Annotated in this window: 25 protein-coding genes; 11 read left to right on the plus strand and 14 right to left on the minus strand. The window is 60.2% G+C overall.

Annotation, left to right across the window (positions count from 1 at the left end; all coding sequences use genetic code 11):
• Nucleotides 1-76 precede the first annotated feature (76 nt).
• From hisC to ACXRVY_RS01240, 10 genes are all read right to left on the minus strand, one after another.
• A complete protein-coding gene (hisC, locus tag ACXRVY_RS01195) occupies nt 77-1,129 on the minus strand; it encodes a histidinol-phosphate transaminase (RefSeq protein ID WP_223458722.1) in 1,053 nt (350 codons plus the stop codon).
• Between the two features lie 2 nt (nt 1,130-1,131).
• Nucleotides 1,132-2,457 (minus strand): histidinol dehydrogenase, encoded by a 1,326-nt coding sequence (gene hisD, locus ACXRVY_RS01200; protein ID WP_223458720.1) that lies wholly within the window; start codon nt 2,455-2,457, stop codon nt 1,132-1,134.
• A 126-nt stretch (nt 2,458-2,583) separates the two neighbouring features.
• The gene (hisG, locus tag ACXRVY_RS01205) at nt 2,584-3,219 is read right to left on the minus strand and encodes an ATP phosphoribosyltransferase (protein ID WP_008018703.1); all 636 of its coding nucleotides are present in this window, start codon (nt 3,217-3,219) and stop codon (nt 2,584-2,586) included.
• A gap of 125 nt (nt 3,220-3,344) precedes the next feature.
• Nucleotides 3,345-4,610, minus strand: a complete 1,266-nt coding sequence (murA, locus tag ACXRVY_RS01210) for a UDP-N-acetylglucosamine 1-carboxyvinyltransferase (protein WP_223458718.1) — start codon at nt 4,608-4,610, stop codon at nt 3,345-3,347.
• 22 nt (nt 4,611-4,632) lie between these two features.
• Nucleotides 4,633-4,872: a BolA family protein gene (locus ACXRVY_RS01215; RefSeq protein WP_108218211.1), complete on the minus strand. Its 240-nt coding sequence runs from the start codon at nt 4,870-4,872 to the stop codon at nt 4,633-4,635.
• Nucleotides 4,873-4,986: 114 nt separating this feature from the next.
• A complete protein-coding gene (locus ACXRVY_RS01220) occupies nt 4,987-5,292 on the minus strand; it encodes an STAS domain-containing protein (RefSeq protein WP_223458715.1) in 306 nt (101 codons plus the stop codon).
• On the minus strand, nt 5,289-5,942 hold the full coding sequence (locus ACXRVY_RS01225) for an MlaC/ttg2D family ABC transporter substrate-binding protein (protein WP_223458713.1): 654 nt from the start codon (nt 5,940-5,942) through the stop codon (nt 5,289-5,291). The genes ACXRVY_RS01220 and ACXRVY_RS01225 overlap by 4 nt, the downstream gene beginning before the upstream one ends.
• Nucleotides 5,943-5,953: 11 nt before the next feature.
• Entirely contained in the window at nt 5,954-6,421 is a 468-nt protein-coding gene (mlaD, locus tag ACXRVY_RS01230) for an outer membrane lipid asymmetry maintenance protein MlaD (protein ID WP_007970271.1), read from the minus strand.
• On the minus strand, nt 6,421-7,218 hold the full coding sequence (gene mlaE / locus ACXRVY_RS01235) for a lipid asymmetry maintenance ABC transporter permease subunit MlaE (RefSeq protein ID WP_223458710.1): 798 nt from the start codon (nt 7,216-7,218) through the stop codon (nt 6,421-6,423). The genes mlaD and mlaE overlap by 1 nt, the downstream gene beginning before the upstream one ends.
• Nucleotides 7,218-8,027 carry an ATP-binding cassette domain-containing protein gene (locus ACXRVY_RS01240; RefSeq protein WP_108218207.1) on the minus strand — a complete coding sequence of 270 codons (810 nt, stop codon included), beginning with the start codon at nt 8,025-8,027 and terminating at the stop codon, nt 7,218-7,220. Before ACXRVY_RS01240 ends, mlaE begins: the two co-directional genes overlap by 1 nt.
• Nucleotides 8,028-8,303: 276 nt before the next feature.
• Between ACXRVY_RS01240 and ACXRVY_RS01245 the strand changes: the two genes are divergently transcribed.
• The 10 genes from ACXRVY_RS01245 to ACXRVY_RS01290 all read left to right on the plus strand — a co-directional run bounded on the left by ACXRVY_RS01245 (nt 8,304) and on the right by ACXRVY_RS01290 (nt 15,419).
• Complete coding sequence (locus ACXRVY_RS01245; RefSeq protein ID WP_223458707.1) at nt 8,304-9,278, plus strand: KpsF/GutQ family sugar-phosphate isomerase; 975 nt, start codon at nt 8,304-8,306, stop codon at nt 9,276-9,278.
• Nucleotides 9,278-9,802 carry a KdsC family phosphatase gene (locus tag ACXRVY_RS01250; RefSeq protein WP_007970265.1) on the plus strand — a complete coding sequence of 175 codons (525 nt, stop codon included), beginning with the start codon at nt 9,278-9,280 and terminating at the stop codon, nt 9,800-9,802. The genes ACXRVY_RS01245 and ACXRVY_RS01250 overlap by 1 nt, the downstream gene beginning before the upstream one ends.
• A gap of 7 nt (nt 9,803-9,809) precedes the next feature.
• Nucleotides 9,810-10,382 carry an LPS export ABC transporter periplasmic protein LptC gene (gene lptC / locus ACXRVY_RS01255; protein WP_223458705.1) on the plus strand — a complete coding sequence of 191 codons (573 nt, stop codon included), beginning with the start codon at nt 9,810-9,812 and terminating at the stop codon, nt 10,380-10,382.
• Complete coding sequence (lptA, locus tag ACXRVY_RS01260; RefSeq protein ID WP_458236963.1) at nt 10,369-10,917, plus strand: lipopolysaccharide transport periplasmic protein LptA; 549 nt, start codon at nt 10,369-10,371, stop codon at nt 10,915-10,917. The genes lptC and lptA overlap by 14 nt, the downstream gene beginning before the upstream one ends.
• Complete coding sequence (gene lptB / locus ACXRVY_RS01265) at nt 10,917-11,642, plus strand: LPS export ABC transporter ATP-binding protein (protein ID WP_008054366.1); 726 nt, start codon at nt 10,917-10,919, stop codon at nt 11,640-11,642. The genes lptA and lptB overlap by 1 nt, the downstream gene beginning before the upstream one ends.
• Before the next feature lie 272 nt (nt 11,643-11,914).
• Nucleotides 11,915-13,408, plus strand: coding sequence for an RNA polymerase factor sigma-54 (locus ACXRVY_RS01270; RefSeq protein ID WP_458236964.1), 1,494 nt, complete (start codon nt 11,915-11,917; stop codon nt 13,406-13,408).
• Nucleotides 13,409-13,482: 74 nt separating this feature from the next.
• The gene (gene hpf, locus ACXRVY_RS01275; protein WP_108218201.1) at nt 13,483-13,791 is read left to right on the plus strand and encodes a ribosome hibernation-promoting factor, HPF/YfiA family; all 309 of its coding nucleotides are present in this window, start codon (nt 13,483-13,485) and stop codon (nt 13,789-13,791) included.
• A gap of 12 nt (nt 13,792-13,803) precedes the next feature.
• Nucleotides 13,804-14,268, plus strand: a complete 465-nt coding sequence (gene ptsN, locus ACXRVY_RS01280) for a PTS IIA-like nitrogen regulatory protein PtsN (protein WP_223458700.1) — start codon at nt 13,804-13,806, stop codon at nt 14,266-14,268.
• A 2-nt stretch (nt 14,269-14,270) separates the two neighbouring features.
• Complete coding sequence (gene rapZ / locus ACXRVY_RS01285; RefSeq protein ID WP_223458698.1) at nt 14,271-15,128, plus strand: RNase adapter RapZ; 858 nt, start codon at nt 14,271-14,273, stop codon at nt 15,126-15,128.
• Nucleotides 15,129-15,143: 15 nt separating this feature from the next.
• Nucleotides 15,144-15,419: an HPr family phosphocarrier protein gene (locus tag ACXRVY_RS01290; RefSeq protein WP_223458695.1), complete on the plus strand. Its 276-nt coding sequence runs from the start codon at nt 15,144-15,146 to the stop codon at nt 15,417-15,419.
• A gap of 74 nt (nt 15,420-15,493) precedes the next feature.
• On the opposite strand, the gene pmbA is transcribed toward ACXRVY_RS01290, so the two are convergent.
• On the minus strand, nt 15,494-16,840 hold the full coding sequence (pmbA, locus tag ACXRVY_RS01295) for a metalloprotease PmbA (RefSeq protein WP_008018721.1): 1,347 nt from the start codon (nt 16,838-16,840) through the stop codon (nt 15,494-15,496).
• Nucleotides 16,841-16,948: 108 nt separating this feature from the next.
• Here pmbA and yjgA point away from each other — a divergent pair, with 108 nt between their 5' ends.
• Nucleotides 16,949-17,473 (plus strand): ribosome biogenesis factor YjgA, encoded by a 525-nt coding sequence (gene yjgA / locus ACXRVY_RS01300; protein WP_108218197.1) that lies wholly within the window; start codon nt 16,949-16,951, stop codon nt 17,471-17,473.
• Between the two features lie 48 nt (nt 17,474-17,521).
• Here the strand turns inward: yjgA and tldD are convergent, their stop codons facing one another.
• From tldD to ACXRVY_RS01315, 3 genes are all read right to left on the minus strand, one after another.
• Nucleotides 17,522-18,964 carry a metalloprotease TldD gene (gene tldD, locus ACXRVY_RS01305; RefSeq protein ID WP_046040036.1) on the minus strand — a complete coding sequence of 481 codons (1,443 nt, stop codon included), beginning with the start codon at nt 18,962-18,964 and terminating at the stop codon, nt 17,522-17,524.
• A gap of 12 nt (nt 18,965-18,976) precedes the next feature.
• Nucleotides 18,977-19,831 carry a carbon-nitrogen hydrolase family protein gene (locus ACXRVY_RS01310; protein WP_458236965.1) on the minus strand — a complete coding sequence of 285 codons (855 nt, stop codon included), beginning with the start codon at nt 19,829-19,831 and terminating at the stop codon, nt 18,977-18,979.
• A gap of 70 nt (nt 19,832-19,901) precedes the next feature.
• A complete protein-coding gene (locus tag ACXRVY_RS01315; protein WP_223458690.1) occupies nt 19,902-23,705 on the minus strand; it encodes a YhdP family protein in 3,804 nt (1,267 codons plus the stop codon).
• Nucleotides 23,706-23,760 lie beyond the last annotated feature (55 nt).

Genomic DNA, 23,760 nt, shown 5'->3' on the forward strand with positions numbered 1-23,760 from the left:
ATGGTGTGTCAGTCACCGTTGATTTATCTGACACACCATCGCGAGCAGGCTCGCTCCTACAGGGGGCAGTGGTGGTTTAGAGGTCGCCTAGTCCGTCGATCAGCGCCTGATTCTGCTCTGGCGTGCCGATGGATATCCGCAGGAACTGGGCAATCCGTTCCTGCTTGAAGTGCCGGACGATCACGCCTTGCTCACGCAACTTCGCCGCAAGCCCCGCCGCATCGTGCCGGGAGTGGCGAGCGAAGATGAAGTTCGCCGCCGATGGCAGCACTTCAAAACCCTTCTCCTCTAGCTGTGCAACGACCTTCTCGCGATTCTCGATCACCAACCGGCAGGTCTTGTCGAAATACTCGCGATCGTCGAACGCGGCGGCAGCGCCGACATTGGCCATGCGATCCAGCGGATAGGAGTTGAAACTGTTCTTGATCCGCTCCAGCGCCTCGATCAGGTCCGGATGCCCGACCGCCAGGCCAACCCGCAGACCGGCCAGGGAACGGGACTTGGACAGGGTCTGGGTCACCAGCAGGTTCGGATAACGATCGACCAGCGTGATTGCCGTCTCGCCGCCGAAATCGATGTAAGCCTCGTCGACCACCACCACCGAATCCGGGCTGGCCTTGAGAATCTGCTCCACAGCTTCCAGTGCCAACAGGCAACCGGTCGGTGCGTTCGGGTTGGGGAAAATGATCCCGCCGTTCGGTTTGGCGTAGTCCGCCGGGTTGATCTGGAACTGCTCGTCCAGCGGCACCGCATCGAACTTGATGCCGTACAACCCGCAGTAGACCGGGTAGAAGCTGTAGCTGATGTCCGGGAACAGCAGCGGCTGATCGTGCTGCAGCAAACCGTGGAAGATGTGCGCCAGCACTTCGTCTGAACCGTTGCCGAGGAACACCTGATTGCCTTGTACGCCGTAGTACCTGGCGACGGCTTGCTTGAGCAGATCGCTGTTCGGGTCCGGGTACAGACGCAGGTTGTCATTCAGTTCGGTTTGCATCGCCGCAAGGGCTTTTGGCGATGGGCCGTACGGGTTTTCGTTGGTGTTGAGCTTCACCAGCTTTGCCAGCTTCGGCTGCTCACCCGGGACGTAAGGCACCAGATTCTTGACGAACGGGCTCCAGAATTTACTCATGTTCAGTTCCCCTGCTTGTCGTCAACGATGCGATATTCGGCACTACGGGCGTGCGCGGTCAGCGACTCGCCACGGGCCAGCACGGAAGCGGTTTTGCCCAACTCGGACGCGCCCTGCTCGGAGCAGAAGATGATCGACGAGCGTTTCTGGAAGTCGTACACACCCAGCGGCGAAGAGAAGCGCGCAGTGCCGGAGGTCGGCAACACGTGGTTCGGGCCTGCGCAGTAATCACCCAGGGCTTCGGACGTGTGACGGCCCATGAAGATCGCGCCAGCGTGGCGGATCTGCGGCAGCCAGGCGTGAGGATCGGCAACGGACAATTCGAGGTGCTCCGGCGCGATGCGGTTGGCGACTTCGATGGCTTGCTCCATGTCACGCACCTTGATCAGTGCACCACGGCCATTGATCGAGGTTTCAATGATCGCGGCGCGCTCCATGGTCGGCATCAGCCTGGCGATGCTGGCGGCGACCTTGTCGAGGAACTCGGCGTCGGGGCTGACCAGAATGGCCTGGGCGTCTTCGTCGTGCTCGGCCTGGGAGAAAAGATCCATGGCGATCCAGTCCGGATCGGTCTGGCCGTCGCACACCACAAGGATTTCCGAAGGGCCGGCGATCATGTCGATTCCGACCTGGCCAAACACGTGGCGCTTGGCGGTGGCGACATAGATGTTGCCCGGACCGACCACCTTGTCGACCTTCGGCACGCTTTCGGTACCGTAAGCCAATGCGGCAACGGCCTGAGCACCGCCAATGGTGAACACGCGGTCGACACCGGCGATGCAGGCCGCTGCCAGCACAAGCTCGTTGATTTCACCGCGCGGGGTCGGCACGACCATGACCACTTCAGTGACGCCAGCGACCTTGGCTGGAATCGCGTTCATCAGCACCGACGACGGGTACGATGCCTTGCCGCCCGGTACGTACAGGCCGGCGCGATCCAGCGGCGTGACTTTCTGGCCCAGCACGGTGCCGTCGGCTTCGGTATAGCTCCAGGAGTCCTGCTTCTGTTTTTCGTGGTAGCTGCGCACACGAGCCGCGGCGACTTCCAGGGCTTCGCGTTGGGCCACGGAGATGCGGGTGAGCGCCAGTTCCAGACGCTCACGCGGCAGGATCAGGTCGGCCATGGACTTCACGTCCAGGCCGTCGAACTGACGGGTGAAGTCCACCAGTGCCGCGTCGCCACGCTCACGCACGGCCTTGATGATGTCCAGCACTCGCTGATTGACCGAGTCGTCAGACACACTTTCCCAGCTCAGCAGATGATCCAGATGATGCGCAAAATCCGGGTCAGCAGCGTTGAGTCGGCGAATTGCAGTCGGTGCGGTCATAGCGAGAGCCTCATAGGATTGGCAAAAAACTCAGGCGCCCGAAGCTAGCACTCCATCCGCTTGGGCACCTGAGAATTCTGGCTATGAGGCGGATAGACGGGCGCGACTTAACGTCGCGCGGGTGAATCAGCCGCGGTGTCGAGACTCCACTGCCTTGCGCAGGGTGTCGATCAACGCCTGGATACGGGCGTGCTGCATTTTCATCGAAGCCTTGTTGACGATCAGTCGGGAGCTGATGGCCGCGATGAAATCCTGTGGCTCCAGGCCGTTGGCCCGCAGTGTGTTGCCGGTGTCGACCACGTCGATGATCTTGTCGGCCAGGCCGATCAGAGGTGCCAGTTCCATCGAGCCGTAGAGCTTGATGATGTCGACCTGACGGCCCTGTTCGGCGTAGTAGCGCTTGGCAACGTTGACGAACTTGGTAGCGATACGCAGGCGGCCCTTGGGCTCGACCGCGCCGACCTTGCCTGCAGTCATCAGCTTGCACTGGGCAATTTGCAGGTCCAGCGGCTCGTACAGGCCCTGGCCGCCGTATTCCATCAGCACATCTTTACCAGCGACGCCGAGGTCGGCAGCACCATGTTCGACATAGGTCGGCACATCGGTGGCACGCACGATCAGCAGGCGTACATCTTCCTGGGTCGTGGGAATGATCAGCTTGCGGCTCTTGTCCGGATTCTCGGTCGGCACGATGCCCGCTTCAGCCAGAAGCGGCAAGGTGTCGTCAAGGATGCGGCCCTTGGACAGTGCGATGGTCAACATGGGAAACGTCAGTCCTTATCAAGGTACTCATGCCCGGTCGCAAATGGCGCCGGACACACGTCGAGCCGAAAACGGCTCGACTTCAACAAATCAACGGGCACATCCTTATGCCCATGCAGCAGGTACTAGCCCGGAACGCGACGGATCTTCGCGCCCAGCATCTGCAGTTTCTCTTCGATGCACTCGTAGCCACGGTCTATGTGGTAGATGCGATCGATCAGGGTATCGCCTTCAGCGATCAGTGCCGAGATGACCAGGCTGGCCGAAGCGCGCAGGTCGGTGGCCATGACTGGCGCGCCTTTGAGTTTCTCGGTGCCGGTAACGATAGCCGTATTGCCTTCGACCTGAATCTTGGCGCCCATGCGATGCAGTTCGTACACGTGCATGAAGCGGTTTTCGAAGATCGTCTCGATCACGGCACCGGTGCCTTCGGCAATGGCGTTAAGGGAGATGAACTGTGCCTGCATGTCGGTCGGGAACGCCGGGTACGGAGCGGTCCGCACGTTGACGGCTTTCGGACGCTTGCCGTGCATGTTCAGCTCGATCCAGTCTTCGCCGCAGGTGATTTCGGCACCGGACTCACGGAGTTTTTCCAGAACGGCTTCGAGGATGGTCGGATCCGTATCCTTGACCTTCACACGACCACCGGTCACCGCCGCCGCCACCAGGTAGGTGCCGGTTTCGATGCGGTCGGGCATCACTTTATAAGTGGTGGTGTGCAGACGCTCGACGCCATCGATGGTGATGGTGTCGGTACCGGCGCCGGAAACCTTGGCGCCCATGGCGTTCAGGAAGTTCGCCAGGTCGACCACTTCAGGCTCGCGAGCGGCGTTGGCCAGCACGCTACGGCCCTTGGCCAGGGCGGCGGCCATCATGATGTTTTCGGTACCGGTCACGCTGACGGTATCGAAGAAGAAGTGCGCACCGCGCAGGCCACCTTCAGGTGCCTTGGCCTTGATGTAGCCGCCTTCGACGTCAATGACCGCGCCCATGGCTTCCAGGCCACGGATGTGCAGGTCAACCGGACGCGAACCGATGGCGCAACCGCCAGGCAAGGCGACTTCGGCTTCACCGAAACGGGCAACCATCGGGCCCAGCACCAGGATCGACGCACGCATGGTTTTAACCAGTTCGTACGGTGCGACCAGGGTCTTGATGGTGCGCGGGTCGATTTCGACGGCGAGTTTCTCGTCGATCACCGGTTCAATGCCCATGCGGCCGAACAGCTCGATCATGGTGGTGATGTCGTGCAGGTGCGGCAGGTTGGCCACGGTCACCGGGCCATCGCACAGCAAGGTGGCAGCCAGGATCGGCAGGGCAGAGTTCTTTGCCCCGGAGATGCGGATTTCGCCATCAAGACGAACGCCACCGGTAATAATCAATTTATCCATAAGAATCTCGACGCCCTTGGGCTCAGGTGCGCTCGGCCCAGGCCGTGCTGCTGAAAAATTTCATAGTGACCGCATGGATGCTGCCATCGACGATCCACGGGTTCAAATGGGCATAGACCTGCTGCTGACGCTTGACCGGGCTCAATGCCGCCAGTTCATCGCTAATCACGTTCAGCTGGAAATTGCAGCCTTCGCCCTCGACTTCTACTTTCGTTCCGGGCAGCTTTCCTTCAAGAAAGCTCTTAACTTCGTTGGCCTGCATGCTCAACCTCATTCGGCGCCCTGTGCGCGCGGGTCGGACATCATACAAAAAAGCCCCGCGCCTGCGAACCCCGCCAAGCAGGACTCGGACGGGGGGCTTCTTTATAGATGCGTGTCAGGGGTGCGCCAACAGCTCGGTCATCTCGCTGACCTGAGCGATTTCACGCATGTCTTCCGGCATCCCGCGGATGCTCAGGGCCTTGCCGGCCGCCTGCGCATCGCGGATAAAGCACAGCAGCAACGACAAACCGACACTGCTGGACTTGGTCACCGCCGAGCAGTCGAGCACCAGCGCAGCGGCCGTGCTGGCCTTGATCAGCGCCTTGCCCTGCTCGCGCAGGCCAGGGCCGGTGCGGTAATCCAGCACGCCACTGAGTCGCAGCTCGCCCGCTTCGTCCATCTGGACTGCCGACTCACTCATTGGGCTGACTGCCCTGGTTTCTTGTCGGTGGCTTCCTTGGCCTTGGCGACTTCCCCGGCCCAACCATTGATGGTCTTGTCCAGGTCGTTGCCATTGCGCTGCATCGCATCGGCGAACTGATCGCGGAACAGCTTGCCGATGTTGATGCCGTTGATGATGACGTTACGCAGTTTCCACTCGCCGTTGATCTTCTCCAGCGTATAGGACACCGGATAGATCGCGCCGCTGCTGCCCTTGACGGTCATGCCAACGCTGGTACGGTCGCCCGACTCATCCTTGGCCGGATCAACGGTGATGCCCTGGTTGTTGTACTCGAGCAAGGCATTGCCATAGAACTGGAACAGCCCCTTCTTGAAGTTCTCTTCAAAGGCCTTCATTTGCTCAGGCGTGGCTTTGCGCGAGTATTTGACCGTCATGATGCTCTTGGAAATACCCTCGGCATCCACGACCGGCCCGACGATGGTGTTCAGCGCCGCATAAAAGTCTTTCGGATCCTGCTTGTACTTTTCTTTGTTGGCCGCCAGATCGGCCAGCATCCGATTAGTGGTGTCCTGTACCAGATCGTGCGCGGAAGGCGCCGCCACGGCGTGGGACACCAACGGAAACACCGCGAGTATTACCAACAGGCCACGTCGCAAGGTAGAGATCATTTAACAGTTCCTCATTTAGCTTCTTTGCTAACGGTATTGAGCAGGAATTTACCGATCAGGTCTTCGAGCACCAGCGATGACTGCGTGTCATGGATGGTTCCACCATCCTTGAGCAGGGTGTCTTCCCCGCCCACGCTGATACCGATGTACTTCTCGCCCAACAGGCCAGCGGTCAGGATAGATGCAGTAGAGTCCGCCGGAAGATTATCGATGCGTTTTTCCAGCTGCATGGTCACCCGACCGGTGAAACTGTCGCGATCCAGATCGATGGCCGTGACCTTGCCGATGGTCACACCGGCCATGGTCACTTTAGCTCTGACCGTCAAACCGGCGATATTGTCGAAGTAGGCGTAAAGTTTATAGGTATCAGTGCTCGGAGTCGGGGACAGGCCACTGACCCGCAACGCCAACAAGAGCAAAGCCAGGATGCCAGCCAGCAAGAAAAGGCCGACACCGATTTCCAGGGTGCGGTTTTGCATCAGAAATCTCCAAACATCAAGGCGGTCAGAATAAAGTCCAGGCCGAGTACTGCCAACGAGGCATATACAACGGTCTTGGTAGTGGCACGACTGATCCCCTCGGAAGTGGGTTCGCAGTCATAGCCTTGGAATACGGCGATCCAGGTCACGACAAAGGCAAAGACGATACTTTTGATGATCCCGTTGAGCACATCGTCGGTGAACGTCACGCTGTTCTGCATGTTCGACCAGTAGGAACCTTCATAGACTCCCAGCCAGTCGACAGCTACCCACGAGCCGCCCCAGATACCCACCACGCTGAAAATCATCGCCAGCACCGGCAGGGAAATGAAACCGGCCCACAAGCGTGGCGCGATGATGTACTTGAGCGGGTCAACCCCGATCATTTCCAGGCTGGACAACTGCTCGGTGGACTTCATGTTGCCGATTTCGGCGGTCAACGCCGAACCTGCGCGCCCGGCGAACAGCAAGGCAGTCACCACCGGCCCCAGCTCACGCAGCAGCGTCAGCGCCACCATCTGCCCGACGGCCTGCTCCGAACCATAGCTGGAAAGAATGTTGAAGCCCTGGAGCGCCAGCACCATGCCGATGAACACCCCGGAGACCACGATGATCACCAGGGACATCACGCCCACCGAATGCAACTGCTTGATCAGCAGCCCGAAACCGCCACCGATTCCGCCCCGGCCAAGCAAGGCATGGAACAGGAACAAGCTCGAACGCCCGAACACCGCCAACACATCGATGCCGGCCTGGCCAAAGCGGCGAACGCGTTCTATCAATGAAATCCTGCGCATCAGCGCTTCCCCAGAAGATCTGCGCGGTAATCCGTCGCTGGAAAGTGGTACGGGACCGGGCCGTCGGGTTCGCCGGTCATGAACTGACGAATGCGCGGTTCATCCGAGTTCATCAACTCGTCCGGCGTCCCCTGCCCCAACACCTGACCATCGCCCACCACATAAATGTAATCGGCAATGCTCGCGGTCTCGGCCAGATCATGGGACACCACGATGCTGGTGATGCCCAGAGCATCGTTGAGCAAACGAATCAGGCGCACCAGAACGCCCATTGCAATGGGGTCCTGGCCGACAAAGGGTTCGTCGTACATGAGGATCTGCGGGTCGAGCGCAATCGCCCGGGCCAGCGCAACACGGCGTTTCATGCCGCCGGAAAGCTCGTCGGGCATCAGGTCGATGGCACCGCGCAAGCCCACAGCCTGCAGCTTGAGCAGGACGATGTCGCGGATCATTTCATCCGGCAGTTGCGTATGGACCCGCAACGGAAAGGCGACGTTCTCGAAGACATCGAGGTCGGTGAACAGTGCGCCGCTCTGAAACAGCACGCCCATATGCTTGCGTGCATCGAACAGGTCGCTGCGCGACAGTTTTGGCAGATTCTGACCGTTGACCCAGACTTCGCCCCTGGTAGGCCGCAACTGGGCACCCATCAGACGCAAAAGCGTGGTCTTGCCACACCCGGAAGGCCCCATGATGCCTGTGACCTTGCCGCGCGGGATACGGATATCGACATTATTGAAAATGCTGCGCGCACCGCGCTTGAAGGACAGTCCCTTCAGCTCGACCGCGTAGGCGTTATCGGCACTCATCTAAACTCCTTGCGATGCAGCCTCTCACTCGGACGCCTGGCTTTCTGACAAAAGCACATCCCTCCCGGGCAGGCCGAACTGGCGGCGAACTATATCACTGCAAAGGCTGCGCGCCCAAGGCCAAAGCCGGGGCATGTTCAACTGAATGACCGGTTGAAAGCCCCATTTAGAAGGTTTCCCGTAACAGGTAATAACAATGCGCGACGAACTTGCGTGAGGGATTCGATCATTACCGTTATAATCGCCGACTTTTCTTCAGGCTATACGATTTCTGACATGAGCCAATCCAGCGACCTGATTCGATCAGCACAACGCACCATCCGCCTCGAGGTAGAAGCCGTGCAAGGCCTGCTGCCCCATATCGATGCTGATTTCGTACGCGCTTGCGAGATGATTCTGGCCAGCAAAGGCCGCGTGGTCGTGGTCGGCATGGGCAAGTCGGGGCACATCGGCAACAAGATCGCCGCGACTCTGGCCAGCACCGGCACCACGGCATTTTTTGTGCACCCGGCTGAAGCCAGCCACGGCGACATGGGCATGATTACCCGCGACGACATCATTCTGGCGCTCTCGAACTCCGGCTCCACCAATGAAATCGTGACCCTGCTGCCGCTGATCAAGCGCCTGGGCATTCAATTGATCAGCGTGACCGGCAATCCTGACTCCGCGCTGGCCAAGGCCGCCGAGGTCAACTTGAATGTTCACGTCGAGCACGAAGCCTGCCCGCTGAACCTGGCACCGACCTCGTCGACCACCGCCGCCCTGGTCATGGGCGACGCCCTGGCAGTCGCGCTGCTGGAAGCCCGTGGCTTTACCGCCGAAGACTTCGCCTTTTCCCATCCCGGCGGCGCCCTCGGCCGACGCCTGCTGCTGAAAGTGGAAAATGTCATGCACGCAGGCCAGGAACTGCCGCAGGTCCAGCGCGGCACCCTGCTCAAGGATGCCCTGATGGAAATGACCCGCAAGGGCCTGGGCATGACCGTCATTCTGGAAGCCGACGGCAAACTGGCCGGAATCTTCACCGACGGCGACTTGCGCCGCACACTGGACCACGGTATCGACATCCACAACGCCATCATCGACCAGGTCATGACAGCCCATGGCAAGACCGCGCGCGCCGAGATGCTCGCCGCCGAAGCGCTGAAAATCATGGAAGACCATAAAATCAACGCATTGGTCGTGGTCGACAGCGAAGACCGCCCGGTCGGCGCCCTGAACATGCACGACTTGCTTCGTGCAGGAGTAATGTAATGAGTGCGGACCTGTTGCAACGCGGCAAACAGATCAAACTGGCGGTGTTCGATGTCGATGGCGTGTTGACCGATGGCCGCCTGTACTTCCTCGAAGACGGCAGCGAATTCAAGACGTTCAACACACTCGATGGTCAGGGTATCAAGATGCTGATGGCCGCCGGCGTGCAGACCGCCATCATCAGTGGCCGCAAGACCCCGGTGGTCGAACGGCGAGCCAGGAACCTCGGTATCCCGCATCTGTATCAGGGGCGCGAGGACAAACTGGTGGTGCTCGACGAACTACTGGCCCAACTCAACCTGAGCTATGAACAGGTGGCCTACCTCGGCGACGACCTGCCGGACCTGCCGGTGATTCGCCGCGTCGGCCTGGGCATGGCGGTGGCCAATGCCGCCAGCTTCGTGCGTGAACACGCTCACGGCATCACCCTCGCCCGTGGTGGTGAAGGCGCCGCTCGCGAATTCTGCGAACTGATCCTGCGCGCCCAGGACCGCCTCGATGCGGCCAATGCAGCGTACCTGTGAGCCCACTATGCTGAGCAAAAAATTTCGCAACACCCTGATGTTCAGTTGCATCGCAGCGATATTCGCCGCGGTTGGCTACTGGAACATCAGCCCGGAACGCTTCCTCGACAAGCCGGTAACGCCGGTCGATGAAAGCGCGATCGACTATTACGCCATCAACGCCCACAGCGTGCAGTACCTGCCGGACGGCAAGCTGCAATATGATCTGGTGTCGGACAAGGTCGAGCACCTGAAAGCCACCGAGGTGACATTGCTGACCAACCCCGACCTGAATGTATTCCGCGGCACTGAATACCCATGGCACGTCCAGAGCCTGCACGGCGAGGTCAACCCTGATGGCACACAGGTCGAGCTGATCGATGACGTGCGCATCACGCGCTTCGACGAGAAAAACCGTAAAACCCTGATCACCAGCACCCGCATGACCGTGTTCCCGCAGCAGCAATATGCGCAGACCGAGCAAGACGTTAGAATCGACGGCGCTGGCGGTGTATCGACTGGCAAGGGAATGAAAGCGTATTTGAAAGAAAGCAGGATACACCTGCTATCGAACGTAAGAGGACAGTATGAGGCTCGTTAAAACCCTCCCGATTTTGCTCAGTCTGGGCGCAGCACTGGGAAGCGTGAGCGCCTGGGCTCTGCCGGAAGATCAACAGCAGCCTATCCGCATTCAGGCCGACGATGCCCAACTGGACGACAAGCAAGGTATTGCTACCTATAAGGGTGACGTGATCATCACCCAGGGCTCGATGAAGGTGACCGGCAACACCGTGACCATCACCCGCACCCCGACTGGCGACATCGACGTAGTGACCTCGGTGGGCAACCTGGCGTACTTCGAGCAACTGCAAACCGCTGGCGATACCAAGCCTGTTCAGGGCTGGGGCGTGACGATCCAGTATCACGCCGCGCAAAACCGGGTCGTACTGATCGACARGGCCAAGGTTGTCGACAAGGACAACAACGTCACCCAGGGCGAAAAAATCGTCTACGACACGGTCAAGAAGCTCGCCAGCGCCGGTCGCGCCACGGGCAGCAAGGTCACCGAGGCACGTCCGCGTATCGACATGGTGATCCAGCCGAAGAAGAAAACCGACGAGAATAAGGCCCAGTAATGGCAACTCTGAAAGCTCAGCATCTGGCCAAGAGCTACAAGAGCCGCCAGGTCGTGCGCGATGTCAGCCTGTCCATCGACAGCGGTCAGATCGTCGGCCTGCTTGGCCCGAACGGCGCCGGCAAGACCACCTGCTTCTACATGATCGTCGGTCTGGTACAGGCCGACCAGGGCCGCGTCCTGATCGATGACCTGGACGTCAGCCACCAGCCGATGCACGGTCGCGCAAAGGCCGGTATCGGCTACCTGCCGCAAGAAGCATCGATCTTCCGCAAACTGTCGGTGGCCGACAACATCATGGCCATCCTCGAGACTCGCAAGGAACTCGACAAGGCCGGTCGTCGCAAGGAGCTGGAAAGCCTGCTGCAGGAATTCCACATCAGCCACATCCGCGACAACCTCGGCATGAGCCTGTCCGGTGGTGAGCGCCGTCGCGTGGAAATCGCCCGGGCCCTGGCCACCAACCCGAAATTCATCCTCCTCGACGAACCCTTCGCCGGCGTGGACCCGATTTCGGTCGGGGACATCAAGCAGATCATTCACCACCTCAAGGCCAAAGGCATTGGCGTGCTGATCACCGACCACAACGTTCGTGAAACCCTGGATATCTGCGAAACCGCCTACATCGTCAACGACGGCCAACTGATCGCCGAAGGCGACGCTGAAACCATCCTGGCCAACGACCTGGTGAAGGAAGTGTACCTGGGCCACGAATTCCGCCTGTAAGACACCGAGGCACCAGAGCAGTCGACAAGCGCTTGTCTCGATAAAAAATCAACTCTTTTTTATTGTTACAGCGCTCTAGGCAAACCCGACGCTTCAAAGATGTTCAGGAGCCAGCCGGAGCAACCTGTCAACAAAACTTTGCAGCTTTTATTGTTACAGCGCTCTAGGCAAACCCTTCAGTTTCAGGCATATAATTTGCTTAAGTTTGGCGCCCCGGCGCCCTGTAGTGGATGGCGCGTGTGCGCCGGCGAATAAGGTGTTAAGCCCCTGCCATGAAACCATCGCTAGTCTTGAGAATGGGCCAGCAGCTGACGATGACACCGCAGCTGCAACAGGCTATCCGCCTGCTCCAATTGTCGACCCTGGACCTGCAGCAGGAAATCCAGGAGGCCCTGGAGTCCAATCCGATGCTCGAACGCCAGGAAGAAGGCGACGACTTCGATAACACCGACCCCTTGGCCGACAACGCCGAACAGAAGCCCAACGCCGACATCCAGGAACCCTCCTACCAGGAAAGCGCCCCGACGGTCGATAACCTCGATGAGGGTGACTGGAACGAGCGCATCCCCAACGAACTCCCCGTCGACACCGCGTGGGAAGACGTTTACCAGACCAGCGCCAGCAGCCTGCCCAGCAATGACGACGACGAGTGGGACTTCACCACCCGCACTTCGGCCGGCGAAAGCCTGCAAAGCCACTTGCTGTGGCAACTGAACCTGGCCCCGATGTCCGACACCGATCGCCTGATCGCCGTGACCCTGATCGACTGCATCAATAATCAGGGCTACCTGGACGAAACCCTCGAGGAAATCCTCGACGCCTTCGATCCGGAACTGGACATCGAACTGGACGAAATCGAAGCGGTCCTGCACCGCATCCAGCAATTCGAGCCCGCCGGCATCGGCGCCCGTAACCTGGGCGAATGCCTGCTGCTGCAATTGCGCCAGCTACCCGCCAAGACCCCTTGGCTGGCCGAGGCCAAGCGCCTGGTCACCGATTACATCGACTTGCTTGGCAGCCGCGACTACAGCCAGCTGATGCGCCGCATGAAGCTCAAGGAAGATGAACTGCGCCAGGTCATCGAGCTGGTCCAGAGCCTCAACCCGCGCCCGGGTTCGCAGATCGAGTCCACCGAAGCCGAGTACGTCGTTCCTGACGTTATCGTGCGCAAGGACAACGAGCGCTGGCTGGTGGAGCTGAATCAGGAGTCGGTGCCACGGCTGCGGGTCAACGCCCAGTACGCCGGTTTCGTGCGCCGCGCCGACACCAGCGCCGACAACACGTTCATGCGCAATCAGTTGCAGGAAGCCCGCTGGTTCATCAAGAGCCTGCAAAGCCGCAATGAAACCCTGATGAAGGTTGCCACCCAGATCGTCGAGCATCAGCGTGGTTTCCTCGAATATGGCGACGAAGCCATGAAGCCGCTGGTCCTGCATGACATCGCCGAAGCGGTCGGCATGCATGAGTCGACGATTTCACGGGTGACCACCYAGAAGTTCATGCATACCCCCCGGGGCATTTATGAACTGAAGTACTTTTTCTCCAGTCACGTCAGCACCTCCGAAGGCGGCGAATGCTCGTCCACGGCGATCCGCGCGATCATCAAAAAACTGGTTGCCGCGGAAAATCAGAAAAAGCCATTGAGTGACAGCAAGATCGCTGGTTTACTGGAGGCACAAGGCATTCAGGTGGCTCGCCGCACCGTCGCCAAGTACCGCGAATCCCTCGGGATCGCGCCTTCGAGCGAACGCAAGCGGTTGATGTAGGGCCACGCCACAGCGTTCCAGTGGCAGATCATCTGATCTGCCGCTTTATGCACTGGCAACGAAGGAGAAGCTGTATGCAAGTCAACATCAGTGGACACCAACTGGAAGTGACCGAACCTCTTCGCACCTACATCGGCGAAAAACTCGAACGATTGGAGCGACATTTCGACAGGATCACTAATGTGCAGGTCACGATGACCGTCGAAAAACTGAAGCAGAAAATCGAAGCCACGTTGCATATTCCCGGGAATGAAGTGGTCGCCAACGCGGAACATACCGATATGTACGCCGCGATCGACGCACTTACCGACAAGCTGGATAAACAACTCAAAAAGCATAAGGAAAAGACCCAGAGCCTCCTCCAGGGCGCAACCGGTCGTTAACACTCCCAACCCATGATCCGACTTGAAAGTATCCTGACCCCCGGCCGTTCCCTGGTGAACGTGCCGGGCGGCAGTAAAAAGAAAGCCCTCGAACAAATTGCCAATCTGATCGCCCGCGAAGTGCCGGCCCTGGAGATGCAAGATGTCTTCGAGGCGCTGATTGCCCGTGAAAAACTCGGCTCCACCGGTTTTGGCAACGGCATCGCTATTCCACACTGCCGTCTCAAGGGCTGTGTTTCGCCCATCAGTGCTTTGATGCACCTGGACGCCCCTATCGACTTCGACGCCATCGACGGCGCGCCGGTTGACCTGCTGTTCGTATTGCTGGTCCCGCAAGCTGCCACCGATGCGCACCTTGAGCTGCTGCGACAGATCGCCAGCATGCTCGACCGCAAGGAAGTTCGCGAAAAACTGCGTCATGCTGCAAGCAACGAAGCCCTGTATCAGGTTGTCCTGGACGAGCAAAACGGTCAGTAATCATGCGCTTGATCATCGTCAGTGGCCGTTCCGGCTCAGGTAAAAGCACCGCCCTCAACGTTCTTGAGGACAACGGCTACTACTGCATCGACAATCTGCCTGCCGGTCTGCTGCCGGAACTGGCCGAACGAGCCTTGATTCATACCGAGCTGCTACAGCCGCTGGTCGCCGTTTCCATTGACGCGCGCAACCTGCCCAGCCACCTGTCACGCTTCCCCGAGCTGCTCGAAGAAGTCCGCAACCGCCATATCCAGTGCGATGTGCTGTACCTGGATGCCGACGAAGAAACCCTGCTCAAGCGCTTCTCGGAAACCCGCCGACGTCACCCCCTGACCAACGCGAACCGCTCGTTGGCCGAAGCCATCAGCGTCGAGAGCGACCTGCTCGGGCCGATTGCCGACCTCGCCGATCTCAAGATCAACACCACCAGCCTGAACCTGTACCAGCTGCGCGACGCCATCAAACTGCGTCTGTTGAATCAGCCCGAGCCGGGCACTGCGTTCCTGGTGGAGTCCTTCGGGTTCAAGCGTGGCATGCCGGTGGACGCCGACCTGGTGTTCGATGTGCGTTGCCTGCCCAACCCTTACTGGAAACCGGAATTGCGCGAGCAGTCCGGGCTCGATCAACCGGTTGCCGAATACCTGGCGGCACAGCCGGATGTCGAAGAGATGTTCCAGGACATTTCCACATACCTGCTAAAGTGGCTGCCTCGTTTTGCCGCCAGCAACCGCGCCTACGTCACCATTGCCATTGGCTGCACTGGCGGACATCACCGTTCCGTCTACCTGACCGAGCGTCTGGGGCAGGCGCTGCAAAAAACCCTGAAGAACGTCCAGGTTCGCCACCGCGACCTCAGCTAAAGGATTCACATCGCGATGCCTGCTCTGGAAATCGAAATCATCAACAAGCTGGGCCTGCATGCCCGAGCGTCTGCAAAATTCGTCGGGGTCGCCGGCCAGTTCAAGGACTGCACGATCAGGGTAGGACGCACACCTGAATCCACAGTAGATGGCAAAAGCATCATGGCCATGATGATGCTCGCTGCCGGCAAGGGCACCAAAATCTATCTGAGCACGGAAGGCGAGCAGGAACAGGAAGCGATGGACGCGCTGGTAGCCCTGATCAATAACTACTTCGACGAAGGCGAATAAACATCAAAAGTTCCACAAAAAAAGGCGCGCCACCCGGATGGGTGGCGCGCCTTTTTTTTGTGTAACGGGAAGGCTTAGCTACCCGCCACCGTCATCCGCTCGATCAGCACCGAACCTGTGCGAATGTTGCTGCGCAACTCCAGATCATTACCCACGGCCACGATCTGCTTGAACATGTCGCGCATGTTCCCGGCGATGGTCACTTCCTGGACCGCGAACTGGATTTCGCCGTTCTCGACCCAGTAACCCGCCGCGCCACGGGAATAGTCGCCGGTGACCATGTTCAGCCCCTGGCCCATCAACTCGGTGACCAACAGCCCGCGCCCCATGCGCCGCAGCAAGGCCGCCTGGTCTTCATCGCCATGGGTGACGAACAGGTTGTGCACGCCGCCGGCATTGGCCGTGCTCGGCATGCCGAGCTTGCGGCCRGAATAGGTACCGAGGATGTACGACACCAACTCGCCTTTTTCGACGAACGGTTTGGCATAGGTTGCCAGGCCATCGCCATCGAACGCCGCGCTGCCCAAGGCTCGCATCAAGTGCGGACGCTCGTCGATGGTCAGCCATTCCGGAAACAGCTTCTGACCGAGAGTGCCCTCAAGGAACGAAGACTTTCGATACAGGCTGCCGCCGGAAATCGCCGACAGGAAACTGCCGAACAGCCCCCCTGCCAACTCTGCGGAAAACAGCACCGGCACCTCGCAAGTCGGCACCGGCCGCGCGCCCAGTCGGCTCGCCGCCCGTTGCGCAGCGCGCTGGCCGATGCTCACCGGATCGGCAAGCAAGTTGCCCTGGCGGTTCACGTCGTACCAGTAATCGCGCTGCATCTGGCCATCGGCCTCGGCGATCATCACGCAGCTCAGGCTATGACGAGTCGATGCGTAACCGCCGATAAACCCGTGGCTATTGCCATAAACGCGGCAACCCTGATGGGTACTGAGGGTGGTGCCGTCGGCATTCTTGATTCGGCTGTCGGCAGCAAACGCCGCGGCTTCGCAGGCCAGGGCCTGTTCGATGGCTTGTTCCGGAGTGATGTCCCATTGGTGGAACAGGTCGAAATCCTGAATATCCCGCGCCATCAGCGCGGCATCCGCCAGGCCCGAGGCTTCGTCTTCCGAAGTGTGTTTGGCGATGGCCAGTGCAGCGGCGACGGTTTCGCGAATCGCTTCCGGACCACTGGCCGATGTGCTGGCCGAGCCTTTGCGCTGACCGACGTACAAGGTGATGCCAAAACCCTGATCGCGGTTGAACTCTACCGTTTCGACTTCACGCTGACGCACCGTGGTCGACAAGCCCTGCTCCAGTGACACCGCCACTTCACAGGCGCTGGCCCCCTGGCGCCTGGCTTCAGCGATGATCTGCTCGACTTGTTCCTGCAGTGCCGGCAACGCTTGTGGGCCGACGCTTTCAACTGCACTCATGCTGTTCTCCACTCAAATTCTGCTTTCGGTAACGGTCATCGAGCGACCGGGCCGGACAAGCGGCCCCCGACTGGTTATCATGGCGGCGTTTCTTTGCGGACGGCCACCATGGTTGATTCTTACGACGACTCCCTCGATACGGGAGAAAAAAGCAAATCCCAGGTTAAACGCGAGCTGCATGCTCTGGTTGACCTTGGCGAGCGCCTTACAACACTCAAGCCTGACTTGCTGGCAAAACTGCCCTTGACCGACGGAATGCGTCGGGCTCTGGCCGATGCGCCCAAGCACACCGCGAACATCGCGCGTAAACGGCACCTTCAGTTCATCGGCAAACTGATGCGCGATCAGGACACTGCCGCCATTCTGGTTCTGCTCGATCAACTCGATGCCTCCACCCGTCAATACAACGAACGTTTCCATAACCTGGAGCGCTGGCGCGATCGTCTGATCGCCGGCGACGATGCCGTTCTGGAAAAATTCGTCGTCGACTACCCGGACGCGGACCGCCAGCAATTGCGCTCCCTGATCCGTCAGGCCCAGCATGAGGTGGCGCAAAACAAGCCTCCTGCTGCCAGCCGTAAAATCTTCAAGTACATCCGTGAGCTGGACGAGACTCAACGCGGTCTGCGTTAATTCTCGAACCGGGTGAGCTGCCTCGCAGCTCACCCGCAGCCTCACCTCTTACGAACCCGTGCCACCCACGGTGATCGCATCAATCTTCAGCGTTGGCTGGCCGACACCCACCGGCACCGACTGCCCATCCTTGCCACACGTGCCCACGCCGCTGTCCAGCGACAGGTCATTACCGACCATCGACACCTTGCTCATGGCTTCCGGCCCGTTGCCGATCAGGGTCGCACCCTTGACCGGAGCGGTGATCTTGCCGTCCTCGATCAGGTACGCCTCGCTGGTGGAGAACACGAACTTGCCGCTGGTGATGTCCACCTGACCGCCACCCAGGTTGGCGCAGTAGATGCCGCGTTTTACCGAGGCGATGATTTCCGCCGGGTCGCTTTCGCCGGCGAGCATGTAGGTGTTGGTCATGCGTGGCATCGGCAGGTGCGCGTAGGATTCGCGACGGCCGTTACCGGTGCGCGCCACGCCCATCAGGCGGGCGTTGAGCTTGTCCTGCATGTAGCCTTTGAGCACGCCGTTTTCAATCAGCGTGGTGCACTCGGTCGGCGTACCTTCGTCGTCGACGCTCAACGAGCCGCGGCGACCGGCCAGGGTGCCGTCATCGACAATGGTGCACAGCTTCGACGCAACCATCTCGCCCATGCGCCCGCTGTAGGCCGAACTGCCCTTGCGGTTGAAGTCGCCTTCCAGACCATGACCGACCGCTTCGTGCAACAGCACGCCTGACCAGCCGGAACCGAGCACTACCGGCAAGGTGCCAGCGGGTGCCGGGATGGCTTCTAGGTTGACCAGTGCCTGGCGCAACGCTTCACGGGCATAGCCCATGGCGCGGTCTTCGCCGAGGAAATAACGGTAATCGGTCCGCCCGCCACCGCCATGACCGCCGCGCTCGCGGCGACCGTTCTGCTCAACGATCACACTGACGTTGAACCGCACCAGCGGGCGCACATCCGCCGCCAGACCGCCGTCGGTGGAAGCCACCAGAATCCGCTCCCAGACACCGGCCATGCTCACGGTGACTTGCTGGATGCGTGGGTCGAGGGCACGGGTCGCGGCGTCAACTCGCTTGAGCAAATCGACTTTCTCGGCACGGGTCAGCACTTCCAGGGGATTGTCCGGTGCATATAACTGCGCGACGTCCTGGCTGGTGAATGCCTGTACGGTGCCGTGCTGCCCGGCCCGGGAAATCGAACGGGCGGCACGCGCCGCCGCGCCCAAGGCCTCAAGTGTGATGGCATTGCTGTAGGCAAAACCGGTTTTTTCACCCGATTGCGCACGCACACCTACACCTTGGTCAAGGTTGAAGCTGCCTTCCTTGACGATGCCGTCTTCCAGCGCCCAGGACTCGGAGATCTGCCCCTGGAAATACAGGTCGGCGGCATCGATGCCTGGCCCGGCCAAGTCGCCGAGCACGCCTTGCAGGCTCTCGATCGTGACGCCACCGGGCGCCAGCAGGTGTTCACTGACTGAGGACAACAACTCGCTCATATGCTTTACGCCTTAAATTCGTCGTTCTGATKCAGGTCGCTGGGCGCCCTGCGAGAAAAATCGCCGGTGACTGGACACCGGCATCCGCGCCCGGATGGACGCCTGTTCGCTGCTATCGCGTTCGGCCAGTAGTACGGCCTCGCCTTGATCCTGTTGCGCCAGCACACGCCCCCAAGGGTCGACGATGGCGGCATGGCCAAAGGTTTCCCGTGGCCCCGGATGCGTCCCGCCCTGGGCCGCGGCGAGCACATAACATTGCGTCTCGATGGCCCGCGCACGTATCAGCACATCCCAATGCGCCGCGCCGGTCACCGCGGTGAAGGCCGAAGGGGCGGTAATCAGTTCCGCGCCGGCCGCGCGCAATTCACTGTACAGCTCGGGAAAGCGCAGGTCATAGCAGACCGTCAGGCCAACCCGGCCGACGGGCGTGTCCGCCACGACCACTGCGTTGCCATAAGCATAGTCATCGGATTCGCGATAACGGCCACGATTGTCCGCCACGTCCACATCGAACAGGTGCAGCTTGTCGTAGCGCGCCACCGTTTCGCCCTGGTCATCGACCAGCAACGAACAGGCATGGGCTTTCGCCGTTGGCTGATCCACCGGCGGCAATGGCAACGTGCCGGCCACAATCCATAACTTGAGGTCGCGTGCGGTCTGTTTCAACCAGGGCAGGATCGGGCCTTCGCCCAAGGCTTCGGCGCGCCCGATGTCGGCAACGTCGCGCCGGCCCATGGCGGCAAAGTTTTCCGGCAATACCGCGAGCTTCGCGCCACCGGCGGCCGCTTGTTCGAGCAGTCGACGGGCCTGGGCCAGATTAGCCAGCACATCGCTCTGGCTGACCATTTGAATCACCGCTACAGACATGGCGCACTCCTGGAATCGTATGCGGCCATGCTACTCCATAGACTTGCCGAGTGCCTTTTGAAAAAGGACCTCAAAAAGCCTTGTCGAAGGTGATTTTCGGCTCTTTCCACGGCCCTTGGACCCTGTACTTCACACTGGCGAAACGGGAGACCCGGTCGCCGATCAGCTTGTCGATCAGGAACAGTGCCCCGCCGACCGCGGGTGCACCGACGATCAGTGCGGCAATCGGCAGGTTATTGGTCACCGGCAAGGTCACCATCAGTTTCGCATCGATCTGATCGGCCACCATGTTCAGGGTGCCGTCCAGTTCAATAGTGCTCGAAGGGCCGGTCAGCCGGATCGGCTCCTGGGTGACATACACGCCATTGGTCCCAACCAGCAGCCCTTTGACCCGGTCATAACTCAGACCTTTGCCGAACAGGTCGGAGAAGTCCAGGCGCAGGCGCCGGCCGATGGAGTTGAAGTTGAGTAAACCAAATACCCGCAGCGCCTGGGCACTGCCTTCGACTTCGACGAACTGGCCCTGATTGAGCGTCGCATCGAGCGAGCCGGAGAAACGCTTGGTCGCCACCCAGGCTGGCGAGCCGGGCCAGCGGCCATCGACATCCATATAAAAGTCCTTGCTGGTGACGCTCGGCGCAAACCCCCAGCCCTTGAGCACATCGGCGAGGTTCTTGCCGCTGATGCGTCCCTTGTACCAGCTGTTGCTGGCGCCGGGCATGCCTTCCCAGCCACCGCTGCCCACCAACAGTATGCCCTTGAGGCCCAGGTCCAGCGAGTTGAACACGATGCCTTTGGGCGTAGGACGAATCTTCAGCGACCAGCCCCCTACCAGATCCTGCCCCTGGAATAACTGATTGATGGTGATGTCCATCGCGGGGATTTTCGTCGGGTCCACCGACGCCAGCGGATCCGGCGAGTTTTCATCGGCCAGCACGGCCGGGTCCGGTGCCGGCAGACGCACGGTTTGCAGATTGATCGTGATCGGCGAGGCTTTCGCATCGGGCAAGCTCGCGCTGCCCTTGATCTGCTGGCTGTCGAGTTGCAGCGCCCAGGCGGAAGGTTTGCGCATCAGCTGAATCGAGGCCTGGTCGAGCGTGGTGCCGATACCGCTAAGCTTGTCCACCTTGAAGTCCGCGCCGCTGAGCAATTGCCTGGCGCTGCCGCCGGGGTCCTCTCCGGCGTATTTATCCGCCAGATCCTTCCACGGGCCAACGTCCAGCTCCGACAATACGCCCCGTATCCGCAGGCCTTTGGTGTCAGGCAACACGGCCTCGCCGCCACCGAGGGACAATTCCCCGCGACCGTCGGCGAAATTGCTGGCCGGTGCGGCGAACGTGAAACTCGCCAGGTCCCCGTAGTTGACCCAATAGCGCCGCTCGTCGCCCTGCAAGGTCATGCGGAACGTCGTGTCGCGCCCAGCCTCGGAAGTCATGCCGAACGGTGCAGGCAAATCGACGGCCACACCCTTGAGGCTGGAATTGACCCTCAACTGGCTATTGGCACCATCCAGGGTCAGTTGCAGTTGATACGGGATCACGCCGGTCACCGGCAGAGGCTGGGTCACCTTCAGCCAGTCGGTCAGCTTCCTGACCTCGACCTGGCCCGACGCGGTCACCCGGGTATTGAGCTTACCCGGGCTGCCGTCGGCAAAAATCTGTGCGGTGACCGGCTTGTCGAACGCCCGTGCGCTGATGCTCTGTCCACTCAGGCCCTTGGCACTGTCGAAACGGAAATCACCTTTGAGCTGGGTCAACTCCAGCACAGGTTCAGCCAGTTTCAAGCGCGCCTTGGCGGTCTTGAAGTCGACGAGGATCTTCGGCTCCTCGCCTTTCGCCAGCGGAATATCCAGCTTCAACTTACCTTGCAGATCACCCTCGCCTTCCCACCCGGCAAAGGTTGCCCCGGTACCGATCGGCGCTTCCTGGAGGATTTTCAGGCCATCGCCCAAACCGCCGGCAAATCCTCCATCGAGGAACAAATGAACGTTCTGCCCGGCAGGTACATGGGGAATGTCGACGTAAACATCGTTGACCTGGGTATCGAGCAACTGGCCCTTGCTGGCCAGAATCCGCACGCCGCTGTCTTCGACAAACACATCGCCGCTGACCTTGCTGACATGAGGCCAGCCCGGCTGGAAGGCCAGTTCGGCATCGTGAACCTTGAAGTACAGGCTGATGCTGCGATCCTCGTCTGCGGCACCGTGGCTGAGCGACCCTTGATACTGGAAGAAGCCTTGATCCACCGCGCCCTTGAGAATCGCGGTACGCAGCCATTCGTCCAGCGCCGGGCTGAGGACTGCCGGCAGGTACTTGGCGGTGTAGCGACCGTCTCCGTCCACCATGCCAACCCGCAGGTCCATGTAGTCTTCCTGGGTGTGATCGAAATGCAGGCGAATCAGGAAGTCGCCGGCGATCTTGCCTTCCTCGCCCAGCACCTTCAGGTACGGCGCAATCAGGGTGAAACCTTCTTTATCGAGCTTCCAGGTCAGCCGCGCATTGGCCTGAATGTACTGCCATGGCTTGGCGAAAATAGGGTCCAGATGCAGCATGAAATCCTTGCTGTCCATGCGCAATTCGCCGCGCCCCAGATCACCACTGATGCTGCCGCTGACATTTCGCGCCGCCGGCGCACCGTGATAGGCATCGAAGCCTACCTGGTCGAGATTGGCGGCAAAGCCGAACTTGCTGTCGTCTGTGGCATTGGGGCGCAAGTCGACCAGCACGTTACGCAGGCTGCCCGTGACTTTGAGCCGCTCGACGACCGTGGCAAAACCTTCTGGCAACGGCGCCATAGCGTTGAGCAGCGGGGTCAGCGGAGTGAGATCGACCCGGTCGGCTTGCAGGTGCCAGAGCTCTTCGGTTTTATCAGTGGCCGCGTTTTGCTTGAGCTGCAAATGCGTTTCCCAGCGGGTCTCGCCGAGGTTCATCGCCAGGGAATCGAGAGTCACTGACGCGCCTTCGGCACTGCGCTGGAAGTAGCCGTTCAGGGCCAGATTGTTGATCTGGATCTGCTTGCGCTCGGCATAGGCACCCTTGAGTTGTGGCGCATTCAAACGCACCGCAGCGCTTTGCAAGGTGCCTTTGCCCCAGGTCAGCCAAAGCTCGCCACCGGCTTTGATCTCAGAGAAACTCCACTCTTGGGTCACTCGCTCGGGCAACCACTTCGACCAGTCACTTTGCGGCAGGCTCAGATAGGCCTCGGCTTCACCGTCCTGCCATTGACTGGCTCGAATGCGGGTACGCAGGCTCATGGCCACGGGCTGGCCGTCGGGCAGCGTCAGCCGCGCGTCGAGCCGCTGCCGCGACGCCCCGGTTTTCAGATTGAGGCCGACGTAGGTCAGGGTCAGCGGCGACTGTGCAAACGGCTGCAAGGTCACCTGGCTGTCCAGCACCGACAATTGCTGGATCATCTGCATGCGATTGAGCAACTGTTCCGGATCGGTTGGCTGGTCCTGCTGCACCGGCAAACCTTCCAGTGCCCATTGACCGTCGTTACCCTCCTTGACGCTGATCTTCAGGCCGCTGAGCTCCAGATGAGCGATGCGTACCTGACGGGCCAGCAGGCTGGCCCAAAGGTCAGGCACCGCACGCACCTGATCCAGGTGCAAGGCATTGGCGCCCTCGCCGACCGTCACGTCATGCGCCATCAGTATGGGGGCGAATCCACTCCAGTTGCCTTCGAGCTCGCCGATCTGCAACGGCATGCCCAAGGCATCGCTGGCTTTGGTTTCTATGTCGGCACGGTACTCGGCGACTAACGGCGTCAGCTCCCGGCCCAGGCTGACGTAGAGCGCCATCAACACCAAAACCAACGCGCACAGGCCCAGACCCCAGCGGGTCAGTGCGGCCAAAATGCGTGTCAGACGGTCCATGTCAGGTGGCCCCCATGGCAAAATTTTTGCAAAAAGCTGAGGCCAGCCATTCTCG

The sequence above is a fragment of the Pseudomonas sp. P5_A2_2 genome (assembly GCF_054177685.1).

Coding starts and splice junctions, on each gene's coding strand:
- hisC (WP_223458722.1), bottom strand. CDS start 1,129: ATGAGTAAATTCTGGAGCCCGTTCGTCAAGAATCTGGTGCCTTACGTC.
- hisD (WP_223458720.1), bottom strand. CDS start 2,457: ATGACCGCACCGACTGCAATTCGCCGACTCAACGCTGCTGACCCGGAT.
- hisG (WP_008018703.1), bottom strand. CDS start 3,219: ATGTTGACCATCGCACTGTCCAAGGGCCGCATCCTTGACGACACCTTG.
- murA (WP_223458718.1), bottom strand. CDS start 4,610: ATGGATAAATTGATTATTACCGGTGGCGTTCGTCTTGATGGCGAAATC.
- ACXRVY_RS01215 (WP_108218211.1), bottom strand. CDS start 4,872: ATGCAGGCCAACGAAGTTAAGAGCTTTCTTGAAGGAAAGCTGCCCGGA.
- ACXRVY_RS01220 (WP_223458715.1), bottom strand. CDS start 5,292: ATGAGTGAGTCGGCAGTCCAGATGGACGAAGCGGGCGAGCTGCGACTC.
- ACXRVY_RS01225 (WP_223458713.1), bottom strand. CDS start 5,942: ATGATCTCTACCTTGCGACGTGGCCTGTTGGTAATACTCGCGGTGTTT.
- mlaD (WP_007970271.1), bottom strand. CDS start 6,421: ATGCAAAACCGCACCCTGGAAATCGGTGTCGGCCTTTTCTTGCTGGCT.
- mlaE (WP_223458710.1), bottom strand. CDS start 7,218: ATGCGCAGGATTTCATTGATAGAACGCGTTCGCCGCTTTGGCCAGGCC.
- ACXRVY_RS01240 (WP_108218207.1), bottom strand. CDS start 8,027: ATGAGTGCCGATAACGCCTACGCGGTCGAGCTGAAGGGACTGTCCTTC.
- ACXRVY_RS01245 (WP_223458707.1), top strand. CDS start 8,304: ATGAGCCAATCCAGCGACCTGATTCGATCAGCACAACGCACCATCCGC.
- ACXRVY_RS01250 (WP_007970265.1), top strand. CDS start 9,278: ATGAGTGCGGACCTGTTGCAACGCGGCAAACAGATCAAACTGGCGGTG.
- lptC (WP_223458705.1), top strand. CDS start 9,810: ATGCTGAGCAAAAAATTTCGCAACACCCTGATGTTCAGTTGCATCGCA.
- lptB (WP_008054366.1), top strand. CDS start 10,917: ATGGCAACTCTGAAAGCTCAGCATCTGGCCAAGAGCTACAAGAGCCGC.
- hpf (WP_108218201.1), top strand. CDS start 13,483: ATGCAAGTCAACATCAGTGGACACCAACTGGAAGTGACCGAACCTCTT.
- ptsN (WP_223458700.1), top strand. CDS start 13,804: ATGATCCGACTTGAAAGTATCCTGACCCCCGGCCGTTCCCTGGTGAAC.
- rapZ (WP_223458698.1), top strand. CDS start 14,271: ATGCGCTTGATCATCGTCAGTGGCCGTTCCGGCTCAGGTAAAAGCACC.
- ACXRVY_RS01290 (WP_223458695.1), top strand. CDS start 15,144: ATGCCTGCTCTGGAAATCGAAATCATCAACAAGCTGGGCCTGCATGCC.
- yjgA (WP_108218197.1), top strand. CDS start 16,949: ATGGTTGATTCTTACGACGACTCCCTCGATACGGGAGAAAAAAGCAAA.
- tldD (WP_046040036.1), bottom strand. CDS start 18,964: ATGAGCGAGTTGTTGTCCTCAGTCAGTGAACACCTGCTGGCGCCCGGT.
- ACXRVY_RS01315 (WP_223458690.1), bottom strand. CDS start 23,705: ATGGACCGTCTGACACGCATTTTGGCCGCACTGACCCGCTGGGGTCTG.